The sequence below is a fragment of the Salinivibrio sp. ML290 genome, assembly GCF_001995695.1.
GTDB classification, from domain to species: Bacteria; Pseudomonadota; Gammaproteobacteria; order Enterobacterales; family Vibrionaceae; genus Salinivibrio; species Salinivibrio siamensis.
On the sequence record NZ_MUEY01000009.1, the window covers coordinates 37,154 to 52,539 of the forward strand.

16 protein-coding genes and 1 pseudogene are annotated in these 15,386 nt (G+C 52.6%); 5 read left to right on the top strand and 12 right to left on the bottom strand.

Annotated elements, in window-relative coordinates; translation table 11 throughout:
• The first annotated feature begins 62 nt into the window (after nt 1-62).
• Nucleotides 63-527: a tRNA (cytidine(34)-2'-O)-methyltransferase gene (locus BZG23_RS09825; RefSeq protein WP_046074722.1), complete on the top strand. Its 465-nt coding sequence runs from the start codon at nt 63-65 to the stop codon at nt 525-527.
• 56 nt (nt 528-583) lie between these two features.
• Here BZG23_RS09825 and tpiA read toward each other — a convergent pair whose 3' ends face one another.
• Nucleotides 584-1,351 (bottom strand): triose-phosphate isomerase, encoded by a 768-nt coding sequence (tpiA, locus tag BZG23_RS09830; RefSeq protein ID WP_077606819.1) that lies wholly within the window; start codon nt 1,349-1,351, stop codon nt 584-586.
• Nucleotides 1,352-1,615: 264 nt separating this feature from the next.
• Between tpiA and BZG23_RS09835 the strand changes: the two genes are divergently transcribed.
• Nucleotides 1,616-1,978 carry a 5-carboxymethyl-2-hydroxymuconate Delta-isomerase gene (locus tag BZG23_RS09835; protein WP_077606820.1) on the top strand — a complete coding sequence of 121 codons (363 nt, stop codon included), beginning with the start codon at nt 1,616-1,618 and terminating at the stop codon, nt 1,976-1,978.
• 2 nt (nt 1,979-1,980) lie between these two features.
• Here the strand turns inward: BZG23_RS09835 and BZG23_RS09840 are convergent, their stop codons facing one another.
• The 4 genes from BZG23_RS09840 to glpX all read right to left on the bottom strand — a co-directional run bounded on the left by BZG23_RS09840 (nt 1,981) and on the right by glpX (nt 5,072).
• Nucleotides 1,981-2,334 carry a DUF3135 domain-containing protein gene (locus BZG23_RS09840; protein WP_077578243.1) on the bottom strand — a complete coding sequence of 118 codons (354 nt, stop codon included), beginning with the start codon at nt 2,332-2,334 and terminating at the stop codon, nt 1,981-1,983.
• A gap of 237 nt (nt 2,335-2,571) precedes the next feature.
• The gene (locus tag BZG23_RS09845) at nt 2,572-3,315 is read right to left on the bottom strand and encodes a ferredoxin--NADP reductase (protein WP_046074726.1); all 744 of its coding nucleotides are present in this window, start codon (nt 3,313-3,315) and stop codon (nt 2,572-2,574) included.
• A 9-nt stretch (nt 3,316-3,324) separates the two neighbouring features.
• Nucleotides 3,325-3,945 carry a helix-turn-helix transcriptional regulator gene (locus BZG23_RS09850; protein WP_046074727.1) on the bottom strand — a complete coding sequence of 207 codons (621 nt, stop codon included), beginning with the start codon at nt 3,943-3,945 and terminating at the stop codon, nt 3,325-3,327.
• A gap of 119 nt (nt 3,946-4,064) precedes the next feature.
• The gene (glpX, locus tag BZG23_RS09855; RefSeq protein ID WP_077606868.1) at nt 4,065-5,072 is read right to left on the bottom strand and encodes a class II fructose-bisphosphatase; all 1,008 of its coding nucleotides are present in this window, start codon (nt 5,070-5,072) and stop codon (nt 4,065-4,067) included.
• A 291-nt stretch (nt 5,073-5,363) separates the two neighbouring features.
• Here glpX and zapB point away from each other — a divergent pair, with 291 nt between their 5' ends.
• Nucleotides 5,364-5,606, top strand: a complete 243-nt coding sequence (zapB, locus tag BZG23_RS09860) for a cell division protein ZapB (protein WP_046074728.1) — start codon at nt 5,364-5,366, stop codon at nt 5,604-5,606.
• A 52-nt stretch (nt 5,607-5,658) separates the two neighbouring features.
• Here the strand turns inward: zapB and rraA are convergent, their stop codons facing one another.
• The 7 genes and pseudogenes from rraA to priA all read right to left on the bottom strand — a co-directional run bounded on the left by rraA (nt 5,659) and on the right by priA (nt 13,395).
• A complete protein-coding gene (rraA, locus tag BZG23_RS09865; RefSeq protein ID WP_046074729.1) occupies nt 5,659-6,177 on the bottom strand; it encodes a ribonuclease E activity regulator RraA in 519 nt (172 codons plus the stop codon).
• Nucleotides 6,178-6,296: 119 nt separating this feature from the next.
• Entirely contained in the window at nt 6,297-7,202 is a 906-nt protein-coding gene (locus BZG23_RS09870) for a 1,4-dihydroxy-2-naphthoate polyprenyltransferase (protein WP_077606821.1), read from the bottom strand.
• A gap of 160 nt (nt 7,203-7,362) precedes the next feature.
• Nucleotides 7,363-8,694, bottom strand: coding sequence for an HslU--HslV peptidase ATPase subunit (gene hslU, locus BZG23_RS09875; protein WP_077606822.1), 1,332 nt, complete (start codon nt 8,692-8,694; stop codon nt 7,363-7,365).
• Between the two features lie 2 nt (nt 8,695-8,696).
• Entirely contained in the window at nt 8,697-9,233 is a 537-nt protein-coding gene (hslV, locus tag BZG23_RS09880; protein WP_069361883.1) for an ATP-dependent protease subunit HslV, read from the bottom strand.
• A 150-nt stretch (nt 9,234-9,383) separates the two neighbouring features.
• Complete coding sequence (locus BZG23_RS09885; protein WP_077606823.1) at nt 9,384-9,941, bottom strand: SPOR domain-containing protein; 558 nt, start codon at nt 9,939-9,941, stop codon at nt 9,384-9,386.
• A gap of 72 nt (nt 9,942-10,013) precedes the next feature.
• Nucleotides 10,014-11,024 (bottom strand): annotated as a pseudogene (cytR, locus tag BZG23_RS09890) (DNA-binding transcriptional regulator CytR); the annotation flags it as partial.
• A gap of 169 nt (nt 11,025-11,193) precedes the next feature.
• Nucleotides 11,194-13,395 carry a primosomal protein N' gene (gene priA, locus BZG23_RS09895; RefSeq protein WP_077606824.1) on the bottom strand — a complete coding sequence of 734 codons (2,202 nt, stop codon included), beginning with the start codon at nt 13,393-13,395 and terminating at the stop codon, nt 11,194-11,196.
• A gap of 216 nt (nt 13,396-13,611) precedes the next feature.
• Here priA and rpmE point away from each other — a divergent pair, with 216 nt between their 5' ends.
• Together rpmE and BZG23_RS09905 are read left to right on the top strand one after the other, a co-directional pair.
• Entirely contained in the window at nt 13,612-13,827 is a 216-nt protein-coding gene (rpmE, locus tag BZG23_RS09900; protein ID WP_046074736.1) for a 50S ribosomal protein L31, read from the top strand.
• Between the two features lie 254 nt (nt 13,828-14,081).
• Complete coding sequence (locus BZG23_RS09905; protein ID WP_046074737.1) at nt 14,082-15,335, top strand: malic enzyme-like NAD(P)-binding protein; 1,254 nt, start codon at nt 14,082-14,084, stop codon at nt 15,333-15,335.
• Nucleotides 15,336-15,386 lie beyond the last annotated feature (51 nt).

The following is a 15,386-nucleotide window of genomic DNA, read 5'->3' on the forward strand; positions in this document are numbered from 1 at the left end:
ATTGCGCAATCGAAAAGCGGTTGCGACAATACCGCCTTTGCTGGATTTTGCAGGTCACTGCCATGTTTGATATTGCGCTCTATGAGCCTGAAATTGCACCGAATACGGGCAATATTATTCGTCTGTGTGCTAATTGCGGCGCGCACTTACATCTGATTGAGCCCTTAGGCTTTGATCTTGACGAAAAGAAAGTCCGTCGCGCGGGGTTGGATTATCACGATCTGGCGCGTGTGACGCGTCATCAGGACTATGCGGCGTTTGCAAAAGCAATGGCTGGCCGACGGATCTTTGCGTGTACCACCAAAGCAACCCAATTTCATACTCAGGCGCAATTTCAAGCGGGTGATGTGTTGCTATTTGGCCCCGAAACCCGAGGGTTACCCGATGCGCTGATCCAAGCGTTACCCGACGCGCAGCGGTTACGCATTCCGATGCAGCCAGAGGCACGCAGCCTTAACCTTTCTAACGCCGTGGCGATTATTGGGTATGAAGCGTGGCGGCAGTTTGGTTTTAATGGCGCGCAATAAAAAACGCCCCCAGCGATGGCTGAGGGCGTGGATCTTTTTTGTCTTCGGCGCGTAATTTACGCGTTTTTCGCCTCAGCCGCGGCTTTGGCAATCGCTGCAAAGCCAGCGGCGTCAAGTGCGGCACCGCCAACTAGCGCGCCGTCGATATCCGGCATCGCGAATAGCTCAGCCGCGTTGCCTGCTTTCACAGAGCCACCGTACTGAATCACCACTTTGCTTGCGACATATTCACTGTAAGATGCAATGTGCTTGCGGATTGCAGCATGGATATCTTGTGCTTGCTGCGCGGTTGCCGCTTTACCCGTACCGATAGCCCAGATAGGCTCGTAAGCGATCACGGCATCGTTCAAGGCTTCAACACCTTGTGATTGGATCACTGCATCCAGTTGGCGAGCACAAACGGCCAGCGTTTCACCCGCTTCATTCTGTGCGTCAGACTCACCAATGCATAATACAGGCGTGAGGCCATTTTCTTTCAAGAAAGCAAATTTCTTTGCCACAAACTCGTCAGACTCTTGATGGTATTCACGACGCTCTGAGTGGCCGATAATGATGTGCGTGGCACCAAAGTCTTTCAGCATGTCTGCAGAGATATCACCGGTGAATGCGCCGCTGTTATTGATGTCTACGTTTTGCGCACCGAGTTTAATGGCACTGTCAGCCAGCAGTTGCTCGGCTTGTGCCAAATACATCACCGGTGGTGCAACGGCAACGTCGACGCCTTCAACATTTTGTAGTTCGGCGTTCAGGCCGTTAAGCAGTTCAGTGACCATGGCTTTGCTGCCATTGAGTTTCCAGTTACCCATTACCAATGGACGGCGCATAGGAATTCCTCCGCGGTTTAGTTGATTTGAAGTCAAAAGGTGTAAAGAAGGTAGTCTATTGTAGCGCGGCCTTCTCTGTTTAAAATCATAGAATGGCGAGAATGCTTTCGTTTTTACCCGTTTTAGGCGTAAAAGGGAACCTTAAGGTAGTAAATTTTCATCATAATGGCGGCGAGAGACGGACGAAAGTGTGAGCCATGCGCTCGTGCAGTACGCAACGTTTCGGCACTATGCAGGCTGACGATGATAATGGAGGGAGGTTTTATGCCCCATCTCGTGATGGAATACACAGACGCACTGGCAGAGCGCGTCAATATTGATCAACTGGTGGATGATCTTCATCGTGCCGCGATTGCGACGGGGAGCTTCGATCCCGAGGCCTTAAAATCACGTGCTGTTCCTTGTGGTGTGTGGCGGGTTGGTGCCCAGTCAGACCGCAGTGAATTTGTCCATGTTGAGTTTCGTTTGCTTGCCGGGCGCAGTGACACTCAAAAAGCGGCGATTAGTGACGCACTCACCGGCCCGCTTCGCGAGCACGCCGGTCATGTGAGCAGCCTAACGGTAGAAGTGCGTGATATGGACACTAACAGCTATCGTAAGTGGGTGGGCGACAAGCAAGCGATGTAAACCTAGCTTGGACGCTCGGGTGCATCGGCTGTCGCTTTTCTGGCGGCTTGGCCGACGCGAAAGTCCATAATGTCTGCTTGATGACTGCGCAACTCTTCCGGGGCCGTAAAGGCGGTGGCAAAGCGTGAGTACTGGCGCGTGAGTGCCTGGAACAACATCATGTTAACGTGAAGCGGGTTTTTACCATGGTCAATCATTCGATTGATGTGGCTTAACATCGCGTGGAGTTGAGGCTGGGTGGCATATGAGGCATTAGCGATAACATCTTCACTCATTGTCAGTCTCAGCGCTTCTAATGCATGCGGGTCTGACTCAGCCAGTGCCGCCAATTCGTCAAAAGAGGGTAGGGTCTTCATCGCTTACTCCTTACACGCCGCCGATCATCTGATCGTGTTACCAAAGCGTTAATCTAACTATGAGCCGGGGGCTGGAGGGGATCAAATAAGCGGTGTCTGGCTATATTGACGGCCTGAATGGAGATGCAGACGGAGGCGGGGGCAATCGACTGAATCCGAATTGGTTTTTGTGGTTAATTCTCGTCGATAAAAATGCCCTGCTTTACCGTATGCGTGTCAGCAAAGCAGGGGAGCGGCTTACCAGTAGTGCTCGGTGGTGACGTTGCCTGGCTTACGGCGCAGGTTTTTGCTGAGTCCTTTGCCTTCCAAGAGTGTTTTCACTTCTTTGACCATGGCGGGGTTGCCACACAGCATCACTTGGCTGTGTTCAGGCGTGAGGGGCAGACCAACCACCCGTTCGAGTAGTCCATCCTCTAGTGCGTGGGTCACACGCCCAGAGAGCGCACCCGCGGTCGGCTCACGACTGACAAATGGCTGCACCACTAGTTGGTCAGGGTATTGCTCTTGCAGCGCGTTAATGCGTGCTTGGTAGGTTAAATCGGCGGCGAAGCGTACCGCATGCACCAGTATCACTTTACGAAAACGTGACCACAGATCGCCTTGTTCCATCAGTGAGATGTAAGGGCCGATTGCCGTCCCAGTGGCAAACATCCAAAGGTGTTGGCCTTGTGGCACTTCATCGAGGGTAAAGTAGCCGGCCGGATCTTGCGTGATCATCACGCTGTCGCCTGGCTCGAGTGCATGGAGGCGGGGTGACATTATCCCGTCGGCGACACGCGTGGCATAGACTTCTAAGTATTTACTTTGTGGAGGATTCACGAACGAGTAGGCACGCTGGATCAACTTACCATCGATCTCCATGCCGAGTTTTGTGAATTGGCCTGCCTTAAACGGCTCGACAGGGGCGGATAACACCAGGCTGAAGAGATCCTTTGTCCAATGTTGGTTCTCCACTACCTCAGCCTTGATCCAAGTGGCCATATTACCTCCTCACGTCTTCTCTCCAATACGATATGTGCAGCGGCGCTGTCCAGAGACGATATGCTCTTCGCGTTCGACCCGGTAGGCCTCACCGAGTAGGTGGCGGAATAACTGGATTTCTGAGCGGCATAATGCCGGACAGGACTTCGCTGCATGACAGATAGGGCAGTGATGTTCAATCAGTATATAGTCGGTGCCGTCTTGATGAAGCTCGGCCATATATCCCTCGCTCTCTCTAAGATACGCCAAGGTTCGCAATTTAGCCTCTAAATTATCGCAATCTTTGAGCGCGTCTTGATATTGGGCAAAGGTGGCGGCTTCACGTTGAGCAATGACTTTTGCAACACCTTGCTCGCCAAACACGTCTTGCACGGAATCGATAAGGGTAATCGATAAATCATGGTGGCTGTCGGCAAAGCGGCGGTGACCATGGGCGGTTAGGGACCAATGACGAGAAGGTCTGCCCACTTTGGCGCGGATATCCTCAAAGTCGACCAAGCCATCGCGCTCTAAGCTTTGCAAATGTTGACGTACGCCCATGGTGGTCATGCCAAGCTCATCAGCCAAGGCTTTCGCACTTACGCTGCCTTCGCGTTTGATGGTGTGTAGAATGCGGTCAGTGGACTTCATGATTCGATTTCGATTACCCCAATCGTGTCGTCGCAAATAAATAAAGTAAACTATTTATAAAAGGGTAATCGAAATCGACGGGCTTGACCAGTCAAGGGCCGTATTCACGGCCACTGAGGTTACAGGATGTGCGGTTTGATCGCCGCATCTTTGCGGCTTAAATAATGGGTCGAGCGGATCCGACGAATGGTGCGGCACTGTCCGCGTACCACCAAGGTTTCAGTGGTGGCTAAATCCCCGTGTCGGGTAATGCCATCGAGCAGATCGCCTTTAGTGATCCCGGTCGCCGCAAATACCACATTATCACTGCTGGCCATGTCCGATAGCGTTAACACCTGATGAGCGGCAATCCCCATTTGCGTGCATCGTGTCATTTCTTGTTCACCGAGCAAGCGGTTGTCTGGGGTATCCCCTTTCACGTCGTGGCGTGGTAGCAATCGCCCTTGCATATCGCCGCCCAGCGCCCGGATCACGGCTGCGGACACCACGCCTTCTGGCGCACCGCCAATGCCAACCATCACATCCACTTCACTTTCAGGCATACAGGTCAGAATGGAGGCCGCCACATCCCCATCGGGAAACGCAAAGACGCGGATCCCTTTCGCCTGCATGGTGGCAATGATCTCATCATGGCGTGGCTTGGCCAAGGTGGCCACCACCAAGGTATCGAGTGTTTTATCCAGCGCCACCGCAATGCGCTCAAGGTTATCGATTAAAGGTTTACTGAGGTCAATCGCGCCTTTGGCGTCGGGGCCGACAACCAGTTTTTCCATGTACATATCAGGGGCTTTCAAAAAGCTGCCTTTCTCGCCGGCGGCGAGCACCGCGAGCGCGTTGGCTTGCCCCATGGCCGTCATTCGTGTGCCTTCTATCGGGTCAACGGCAATATCGACCGCATCGCCACCCAACCCGACGTGTTCGCCAATGTAGAGCATCGGGGCATCATCGATTTCACCTTCCCCTATCACGATTTCACCGTCGATATCGGTGAGGTTAAGTAAGGTGCGCATTACTTCAACAGCCGCGCCATCGGCCGCGTTCTTGTCTCCTCGTCCCAGCCATTTGTACCCAGCCAATGCTGCGCCTTCGGTCACACGCGAGAAAGCCAATGCGAGATCACGTTTCATCAGTACTCCGGAAATGTCAGCCACATTAAGACAGGCCTTAGCCCAATTTGCGCGCAAGTCTACCAGAAAGAGAAAACGTTTGCGTTGGGTCAGGTCGGGTGTTTTTGCCGAATCTGAAACGGTGATGACAAAAGGCGCTGCATTTTTGCGCACTTGTACGCGGGCAGGTAGCGAGAACAGTGGCAGTCTGGTATCACCTGAGTACAATAAAGCCGGGGTGCACGTTCAGTTGCACGGGTTGCTGCACATTAGGCAGTAACGGGATCAATCGTCAGAAATAAGGTGGCCTTGATGTCATTGGAAGTATTAGAACAACTCGAAGCTAAAGTACAAATGGCGGTGGATACCATTTCGCTGCTACAAATGGAAATCGAAGAGCTCAAAGAAAAGAACGGGTCACTCGAGCAAGATGCCGTCGCGGAAAAAGAGCGCCGTGAGCAGCTTGAGCAGGAAAACGCCAAACTGCGCGACGAGCAGCAAGCATGGCAAGATCGCATCCGGAGCTTGTTAGGTAAGATTGAGAACGTCGAATAAACAAAAACAGAGCCAATTGGCTCTGTTTTGCTATTCGGTGTCAGGCGACGAGTCAGTCGTCGTCTTCCGCCTCATCGATGTCCGCGTCTGCCATGGTCAGCGCATCAGGTGAAAGGATCACGCCGGTGGTGTCGGCATAGACATGATCATCAGGCAAGAAGGTAACGCCGCCAAAGTTCACTGGCACGTCCGTTTCACCGACACCTTGCTCGTCAGCCCCCACAGGAATTGAAGCCAGTGCTTGAATGCCGATATCGATTTCATCAATGGTATCGACATCACGGACACACCCATAAACAATCATGCCAGCCCAGTCGTTGTCAGCGGCAAGCTGCGCAATCTCGCCGTCAATAAGGGCGCGACGTAACGAACCGCCGCCATCAATCAGCATAATTCGCTGCTCGCCGTCTTGTTCGGCCATTTCACGAATTAACCCATTGTCCTCAAAGCATTTTACTGTGGTAATTTGGCCACCAAACGAGCTGCGGCCCCCATAAGAGCTAAACATTGGCTCCACGACATCCACGTGTTCGGGGTACATGTCGCATAGTTCCGAGGTATTATATTCCATAGTCTAACTTCTTGTTGAGGCAGAAAAAGGCTGGCAAGCTAGTGTTGCCAACATGGCAAGTCCAAGTATAACGAGCCCATAAGGGTTTGCAATGTTAAAGCGGACAATCTGTGGCCTGATTAGACTAACAGCATACCGGTCATAAACAGGCCATTGGTGATCAGTGCACAACGCACCATGGTTCCCATCATGGGACGCAGGGCGTTGGCATTGGTGGCTTGGTAAACGTCACGCCCATGGCGCACCAGTAAGGGCACACTGGCAAGGAACAACCAACCCAACCAGGCTTGCAAGGTGAGGGCGGCAAATAAGGAATAACACGCAACCGCCCCGGCCAGTAAAATCACATGATACTGACGTCCGCGCTCCGGGCCTAAACGCACCACTAAGGTATGCTTACCACACGCGCGATCGTTATCAATATCTCGTAAATTATTGATATTGAGTACGCCGACCGCTAATAAGCCACACGCCGTCGCGGGTAAAATGACCAAGGAATCAATGTGGCCGACCTGTAAATAATAAGTGCCTGCCACCCCGAGCCAACCAAAGAAGATCAGCACCGACACATCTCCTAAACCGCGATAGCCATACGGCTTGTTGCCCACGGTGTAGGTAATGGCCGCGACAATCGCCATCACACCGAGCAGCAAGAAACTAATAATGTCAGTCGGCTGTTGGCAGGCAATCGCAATCAGTGACCCACCACTGAGTAGGGTTAAACCAATATTAAGCATGAGCGCGCGGCGCATGGTGGTCAGGCTGACTTGGCCGGATTGGATCGCGCGCATGGGACCGATACGCGTCGCGTTATCCGTGCCTTTTATCGCATCACCATAGTCGTTCGCGAGGTTAGACAGGATCTGCAGCAATAGGGCAGTGACGAGCGCCATCAAGCTGATTGACCATGACAGGCTCCCTTGCGAGGCAGCGACCGCACTGCCGGACAAAATCGAGGTAACGGCCAGCGGTAGCGTTTTAGGTCGCGCCGCATCCAGCCATATCGCGAGAGTAGAAGGCCGCATAGCGATCCTCAAGACGAAAAAACGATGTCACCATTATTGCGCAAGCCAGGGGAGGAGTAACCCATTGTCGGCTGAAATCCGACTTGCTGTTGCGCTAGCTCAAATTTTGATGCAAAAAAGGGCAGCGTTTGCTGCCCTAGTGTTGCGGTCTCGAGCTCGTTTAGAGGATGAAGCGACTCAAGTCTTCGTCATCAACCAGCTCTTCGAGGTGGCGGCGGACATAATCCGCATCAACGGTGACACTTTGACCGGCGCGTTCGCTGGCGTCGTATGAGACCTCTTCCATCAAGCGTTCCATCAAGGTATGCAGGCGACGGGCGCCGATGTTTTCGGTTTTCTCGTTCACCCGCCACGCGGCAGAGGCCAGCTCATCAATACCACTTTCCTCAAACGCCAGATCAATCTCTTCGGTTTTTAGCAGTGCGGTATATTGCTGAGTGAGCGACGCATTTGGCTCGGTGAGGATCCGCTTAAAGTCATCGGTGGATAGCGCTTCAAGCTCAACACGGATGGGCAAGCGCCCTTGCAATTCCGGGATCAGATCAGACGGACGTGATACTTGGAAAGCGCCTGAGGCGATAAACAGAATATGATCGGTTTTGATCATACCGTGTTTGGTGGACACTGTGCTGCCTTCAACCAATGGCAAGAGATCGCGTTGCACCCCTTCGCGAGACACCTCGCCACCACTGGTGTTACCTGACTTACAGATCTTATCGATTTCATCCACGAAAACGATGCCGTTGTTCTCCACCATGTGGATGGCTTGCTCTTTAATTTCTTCTTGGTTAACCAGCTTGGCGGCTTCTTCCTCGGTCAGCGCTTTCATGGCGTCTTTGATTTTCATCTTACGCTTTTTGGTGCTGTTGCCACCGAGGTTTTGGAACATGCTTTGAAGCTGGTTGGTCATCTCTTCCATGCCTGGTGGCGACATGATTTCCACCCCCATTTGTGGGGCGGCGACATCGACTTCCACTTCTTTATCATCAAGCTGGCCTTCGCGTAATTTTTTACGGAAGCTTTGCCGTGTTGAAGAGTCCTCTTGGCTGGCCTCATTTTGGCCCCATGCGTCGCGTGCGGGTGGCAGCAAGATATCGAGGATACGATCTTCAGCTTGTTCTTCAGCGCGGAATTTTACCTTTTCCATCGCTTGCTGCTGGGTCATGTTCATCGCCACATCCGCCAGATCGCGAATAATGGTTTCCACCTCTTTCCCAACATAACCCACTTCGGTGAACTTGGTAGCTTCCACCTTGATAAAAGGCGCGTTGGCAAGGCGTGCTAACCGGCGAGCGATCTCCGTTTTACCCACACCGGTTGGACCAATCATCAAGATGTTTTTCGGGGTGACTTCCGCACGCAGCTCTTCGGCAAGCTGCATTCGGCGCCAGCGGTTTCGCAGTGCGATCGCCACCGCACGTTTGGCATTGTCTTGACCGATAATGTGACGGTCAAGCTCATGCACGATTTCGCGTGGAGTCATTTCAGACATCACTAATCCTGTTTCTTACTCTCGAGTTCTTCAACGGTGTGCTGCTGGTTAGTAAACACACATATATCACCGGCGATGGTTAGCGCTTTCTCTGCGATCTCGCGGGCATCTAACGCCGTGTTTTCAAGCATAGCAACGGCGGCGGCTTGGGCATAGTTGCCGCCAGAGCCAATGGCGATCAAGTCGCGCTCTGGTTCAACCACATCGCCGTTACCGGTAATGATCAATGAGGCGGTTTCATCAGCGACCGCCAGTAGGGCCTCTAATCGACGTAGCGCGCGATCAGTACGCCATTCTTTAGCCAGTTCAACGGCCGCTTTGGTTAGGTGCCCTTGGTGTAATTCAAGCTTGCGCTCGAAGCGCTCAAATAAGGTGAAGGCATCAGCAGTGCCGCCAGCAAATCCGGCGAGAACTTGGCCGTTATACAAACGACGGACTTTTCGGGCATTGCCTTTCATCACGGTATTGCCGAGTGACACTTGGCCATCGCCAGCAATAACCACTTTACCTTCGCGACGAACGGAAACGATTGTAGTCACGGGAACCTCTTTCTTTGTGTCTGGTACACCAGGTGGGTGATTAATGTAAGAGGTTGGGCTTTGCCGCTCACTTTTCAAGGGGAGAAGGAAGGATTTCAATCAAGGCTGGGCAAGGAATAGACTTGACCCAGCCGATAAAATGCGGCGCTGTTATTCCCAGTACCAAATAGCACAAGGCTCAACCCCGGCGCGGCGGAGCATATTACGGTCACGCTCTGCTTGACGCTTGCGTGGGTAAGGACCCAATACCACCCGGTACCAGGTGCCTTTTTCTCCTTGGCTTATCTTGATTTGGCTTTCTAGCCCTTGAAAAGCGATGATCGCTTTACGTTCATTTGCCTGCTCTTGACTGCGGTACGCACCGCATTGCATCAGGTAAGGACGCGTGGATTGCGGCAATGCTTTGGCCTTCACTTCCACCTCTTTACTCTCCAGCTCTTCGATGTAACTCCATTTTTCTTCAGGCTTTTTAGGCAGATGTGCCTTCTTGCTCTGCGTGGAAGGCTGAGGCTGTGTGTCTGTTGCCGGTTTAGGCACGGGCGCGTCGGTATTACTTAATAGGTACAGGCCATAACCAAACGCGCCAACCAAGCAGACGGCAAGCAACGCCCATTTTAATGGGAAACGAGCACGCGCTTTGGGTGGTTGGCGGCGGGTATTTTTTTTACGTGGTGCTTTACCACGTTTTACGTAGTCACGAGTTGCCACAGCAAATATTCAATTTCAAAAAGCCAGTAAAGCGCTCATGTTACTGGCTTCGGCTCGTGCTGACCAGTCTTACTACCGAGACGGTGGGGCAACGCTCTCACGGATCACTAATTTGGCATCTAAAAGTCGTGATCCTGCATTCACTTCACGCCCTTGCAAGGTGTTGAGCAGCATTAACATCGCCTGACGACCAATGTCGTAGCGAGGTTGGGAGACAGTGGTCAGGGGAGGATCGCAATATTCGGCGAATTGGATGTCATCAAACCCTACAATCGAAATATCTTGCGGCACGCGCATGCCTAGGCGCTTTGCTTGTTGCATGGCACCGACGGCCATCACATCACAATGACAGAATACCGCGGTGGGAGGCTCAGGGAGGGACAATAGATTGGTCATGGCTCGCGCCCCAGAGGCAAAACTGAAATCTCCCACCACGCTGTAGGCTGGGTTGACTGTAATCCCCGCGCGTTGCAGGGCCTGCTGATAGCCTTGTGAGCGGAATTGCGTCAGTGCGGTTTCCGGCACCCCAGTAATATTGGCAATACGGGTGTGGCCGACTTGGGTGAGGTAATTGACCGCCTCAAAAGCGGCAGTCAGGTTGTCGATATGCACCGTCGGCAATTCAAGATCCGGGGCATACTCACACGCCATCACAAGCGGAGGGAGATTTTTCTGCTCGGGCTTACTGACATCAAAGGGAACATCGGAGCCCAGTAGGAGCATGCCATCTGCCTGTTTGGTAAAAACCAAGTTGACGAATGAGTTTTCGCGGTGGTGTTGTTGGGCACTATCTCCGAGCAAAACCAGGTAACCGTGCTCCATCGCCGCTTCTTCGATCCCGCGGATGATCTCACTAAAGTAAGGATCGCAGATGTCTGGGACAATCGCGACGATGGTTTTGGACTCGTTGCGGCGTAGGTTACGTGCAAGTGAGTTAGGGGAATAGCCAGCTTCTACGACCGCTTGCTCAACCTTTTTACGGGTTGTGGCCGAGACCTTCTCAGGGTTCATCAGCGCGCGAGAGACGGTTGCTGTGGATACACCGGCAATGTGGGCAACGTCCTTCATTGTCGCCATAATGACAGTCCTCTTGTTATCTGTATTGTGAGATCAGACAGTTATTAGCTCGTCTGACCTGTTCTCTTAGCCAATTGCGGCCTTATTCTACCTAGCCTTGTCCGATTTAAACACGGACAAGCTAACACTTATTGCAATGAAAGTGTGATTGCTGTCGCTTTACTGCAAGGGAATGTTAAGAAAGGTCTTGCGGCTCGACATCTAATGACCACCTCACTTTACGCGACAGAGGGAGCTGTTGGATGGCCGGGAGCGCCACTTGGAGCCATTGCTGCATGATTTTTCGGCTGGGCGCTTGAATGAGGAGTTGCCACCGATAGCGACCCGCGCGTTTCGCCATGGCGGCGGGCATAGGCCCCATAATATGGCATTCATCCTGTTGAATCGGTGAGGTAGCCAGCGTTTGACGCACCTGTTGTAAAAACTGCTGGACACTGTTTTCTTCATGCCCGTCGGCGCGAAAGAGACTAAGAAACGTGTAAGGCGGCAGCCACGCCTGACGCCGTTCATTTAACGCAGATTCGGCAAAGGCTTGATAACCTTTATGCACTAAAGATTGGATCAGGGTGTGCCCTGGATGGTGGGTTTGTAATAACACGGTACCCGGCTTACTGGCGCGGCCCGCTCGCCCGGCGACTTGCACCATCAATTGGGCCAAACGCTCAGGGGCACGAAAGTCATTACTGAATAGAGCCCCGTCAACATCGACTAAGGCGACCAGGGTGACGTTAGGAAAGTGATGGCCTTTGGCGAGCATTTGTGTGCCCAATAGAATTTGATACTCACCCTTTTCAATGTCGGCCAAGTAACCTTCAAGGCTCCCTTTTCGCCGGGTATTATCGCGATCAATGCGAACGGTATTGTATTCGGGAAACAACTCACCAAGCTGGGATTCGAGTTGCTCGGTACCGACACCGACACTAATAAGCTGGGTAGAACCACAGTCGCCACATTGGGGAGGCACACGTTTTTGGTGGCCACAGTGATGACAACGCAACTCTTGGTGTTGTTGATGAAGGGTATAGTAGGCATCACAGCGTTGGCAGTTCGCTAGCCAGCCGCATTCGTGACACATCATCGCGGGCGCATAACCGCGGCGATTTAAAAACAGCATCACCTGGTTACCTTGTTGCAGGTGCTGACGCATTTCAGCAATCAGCGGCGCCGACAAGCCAGCTTCGAGGTGATGGCCTTTGATATCGAGTATCCCTTGCCGGGCGGTGACCGCGTTACCAGGACGTTGCGTGAGCTTAAGGTACTGGTATTTTCCGGTTTTTGCGTTGTGTAAGCTCTCCAGTGATGGCGTTGCCGAGCCCAAGATCACCGGCACTTGTTCTTCATGCCCCCGCATGACAGCCAGATCGCGGGCGTGATAGCGAAAGCTATCTTGCTGCTTATAGGAAGGGTCGTGCTCCTCATCGATAATGATGATGCCAAGCTTTGCCATGGGGGTAAAAAGCGCTGAGCGTGTGCCAATCACTATCGCGGCTTGATTCTCCCGTGCGGCCAGCCAGGCGTTGAGACGGTCGGTATCGCTGAGCCCTGAATGCATCACGGTCACAGGAACAGCAAAGCGGCGCTCAAAACGGCGAATGGTTTGTGGTGTCAGGCCAATTTCTGGCACCAAGATGAGCGCTTGCTGGCCACGTGCGAGCACCGGCTCAAGCACATTGAGATACACCTCGGTTTTGCCTGAGCCAGTGATCCCCTCTAATAGCGCGCAGGCAAAACCATCGCCAGCATTGAGGGTGGCAACCGCCATCGCTTGCTCGTGGTTTAACGTCGGTTTTTCTTCGGTCACCGCAAAGTTTTTTACCCAAGCATTGGCCTGAGAAGGGGGCGAGTAGGGCGCGATCCAGCCTTTTTCTGCCACCGTTTTTAGCACCGGCGTGCCGATGTCTTGTTCGATTAAGTCGGCTTGAGTGGTTGGACCGTGCGTGAGAAGCTGCAACACTCGGGCTTGTTTGGGGGCGCGGCTCAGACCTGATAGAGGTTGGTTTTGTCCTGACTCGGTGATTTGCCACCATTTTTGTTGCTGCAATGTCGCAGGGCGTCCTTTACGCAGCGAGGTTGGCATCACCGCCCCCATCGCATCTCCTAGCGGATGATGGTAAAAACGACTCGCCCATTGCAGGAGATTGTATACCGCGGGGGTCCAAACCGGCTGCGTGTCGAGTACGGTATCAATCGCTTTGAGTTGGCTGGCTTCCACACTGGCCGTTGGCGACAAGCCGGTAACGATGCCAACTTTATGCTGGCGTCCAAACGGCACCTTGACGCGCCCTCCGATGATCGGATGCTGATCGTCAGCAATACGGTAATCAAAGGTTTTCGGCAAAGGGACAGGCAAAGCCACCTGAGCAAACTGTTCCATCACAACATCTTATTGGCCAGAAGGAATGTCAGTGTAACGGTTAGCCACACGTTGGCAAAGCCTTGTTGCACCGTAAGAGACACGCGGATTGCACAAAAAAGTTGCGAAAAAGAGGGCGCTTGATTAGAATTGCGCGCCTTAGAAAATGTTTGTTAACGACGTGTGGTGCCCGGCTTAGGATCGGGAGAGCGACACGGCCTTTAAGATGAGGTTATCCCTATGAAAGCTGGTATCCATCCAGAGTACAAAGCCGTCACAGCAAAATGCTCTTGCGGTAACGAATTCGCGTTCAGCACAACCCTAGGCAAAGACATTTACCTAGACGTGTGTGACAAGTGTCACCCATTCTACACTGGTAAGCAGCGTATCCTTGATACCGGTGGCCGTGTTGACCGCTTTAAGAAGCGTTTCGGTGCCCTTAGCAGCAAAAAATAAGCCGCTATTGACTGAATACAGAGAAGGGACGCATCAGCGTCCCTTTTTTGATCGTATCGTCCCTGTCATCGGACAACAGGTCCGAGCATCATCGCGAATGCGCTGTTAGTACTGGTGGACGTTTGCTCCCTGCGTTACCATCTTTTTTATTATACAAACCTTCCCTGTGTGGTTTGTAGAGTGTCTGACTAATATCGGTGACGCTTCCCTGCCGATATTAGTTTCCCCTTCACGATAATAATTAGGAACACTAGATGTCGGACGATAAACGCCAGCAAGCGCTGGATTATCATGCATACCCTACTCCCGGAAAAATTTCTGTTGAATTGAGCAAACCTGCTGACTCGGCCGCGGATCTCGCGTTGGCGTATAGTCCTGGCGTTGCTGAGCCTGTGCGTGAGATAGCGCAAGATGCGGATGCGGTTTACCGCTATACGGGTAAAGGCAACATGGTGGCGGTGGTCTCAAACGGCACCGCGATTTTGGGGCTAGGAAATTTAGGCCCCATGGCTTCTAAGCCTGTCATGGAAGGTAAAGCTTTATTGTTCAAGCGTTTTGCTGGCTTGGACTCGATCGACATTGAAGTCAAACACCGTACTATCGATGAATTCGTGGATACCGTGGCGAACATCGCGGATACCTTTGGCGGTATCAATCTCGAAGATATCAAAGCCCCAGATTGTTTTGAGATTGAAAAACAATTAATTGCACGTTGCGAAGTGCCTGTATTTCATGATGATCAACACGGCACTGCTATCGTCACCGCTGCCGGCATGCTTAACGCGCTTGAGCTGCAAGGCAAAGATATCCGCGAGGCGACGGTGGTGTGCATGGGCGCAGGCGCAGCGGCTGTTGCCTGTATGGAGCTATTAATAAAATGTGGCGCTCAGCGGGAAAAAATCTATATGTTGGATCGTAAAGGCGTGATCCATACGCGTCGTGACGATATCAACAAATACAAGCAGCTGTTTGCCAATAACACGGATAAGCGTACCCTCGAAGATGTGATTGAGGGCGCGGATATGTTCGTTGGCGTCTCCGGTCCAGACTTGCTTTCACCCGACGCCTTGAAGCTGATGGCAGATAAACCCGTGGTATTTGCCTGCTCGAACCCAGATCCTGAAATTCATCCGGATGTGGCGCATCAAGTGCGCGATGATCTGATCATGGGAACCGGGCGTTCGGATTACCCGAATCAGGTCAATAACGTGCTCTGCTTCCCGTTTATTTTCCGTGGCGCATTGGATGTACGTGCCAGTGAAATTAACGATGCGATGAAGTTGGCAGCGGTAGAGGCCATTCGCAGCCTAGCCAAAGAGCCTGTCCCACAAACGGTATTAGACGCCGCCGGTTTGTCTTCGCTAAGCTTTGGCCCAGATTACATTATTCCCAAGCCAATGGACGCGCGTTTATTACCTAAGGTTGCCCGCGCGGTAGCGCTGGCCGCCGTGGAAACCGGCGTGGCTCGTATCGAGATGCCAGAAAACTATATGCTCGACAAGGCGTAATGCTTGAGCGTGAGGAAAAGCGCGGTGGAATAGAGCCCGAAAAGGCTGTGC

Bases quoted from the DNA above. Each gene is read 5' to 3' on its own strand.
- BZG23_RS09835 (WP_077606820.1), top strand. From the start codon at position 1,616: ATGCCCCATCTCGTGATGGAATACACAGACGCACTGGCAGAGCGCGTC.
- zapB (WP_046074728.1), top strand. From the start codon at position 5,364: ATGTCATTGGAAGTATTAGAACAACTCGAAGCTAAAGTACAAATGGCG.
- BZG23_RS09845 (WP_046074726.1), bottom strand. From the start codon at position 3,315: ATGGCCACTTGGATCAAGGCTGAGGTAGTGGAGAACCAACATTGGACA.
- BZG23_RS09840 (WP_077578243.1), bottom strand. From the start codon at position 2,334: ATGAAGACCCTACCCTCTTTTGACGAATTGGCGGCACTGGCTGAGTCA.
- glpX (WP_077606868.1), bottom strand. From the start codon at position 5,072: ATGAAACGTGATCTCGCATTGGCTTTCTCGCGTGTGACCGAAGGCGCA.
- rraA (WP_046074729.1), bottom strand. From the start codon at position 6,177: ATGGAATATAATACCTCGGAACTATGCGACATGTACCCCGAACACGTG.
- tpiA (WP_077606819.1), bottom strand. From the start codon at position 1,351: ATGCGCCGTCCATTGGTAATGGGTAACTGGAAACTCAATGGCAGCAAA.
- hslU (WP_077606822.1), bottom strand. From the start codon at position 8,694: ATGTCTGAAATGACTCCACGCGAAATCGTGCATGAGCTTGACCGTCAC.
- BZG23_RS09825 (WP_046074722.1), top strand. From the start codon at position 63: ATGTTTGATATTGCGCTCTATGAGCCTGAAATTGCACCGAATACGGGC.
- BZG23_RS09850 (WP_046074727.1), bottom strand. From the start codon at position 3,945: ATGAAGTCCACTGACCGCATTCTACACACCATCAAACGCGAAGGCAGC.
- rpmE (WP_046074736.1), top strand. From the start codon at position 13,612: ATGAAAGCTGGTATCCATCCAGAGTACAAAGCCGTCACAGCAAAATGC.
- BZG23_RS09870 (WP_077606821.1), bottom strand. From the start codon at position 7,202: ATGCGGCCTTCTACTCTCGCGATATGGCTGGATGCGGCGCGACCTAAA.
- BZG23_RS09905 (WP_046074737.1), top strand. From the start codon at position 14,082: ATGTCGGACGATAAACGCCAGCAAGCGCTGGATTATCATGCATACCCT.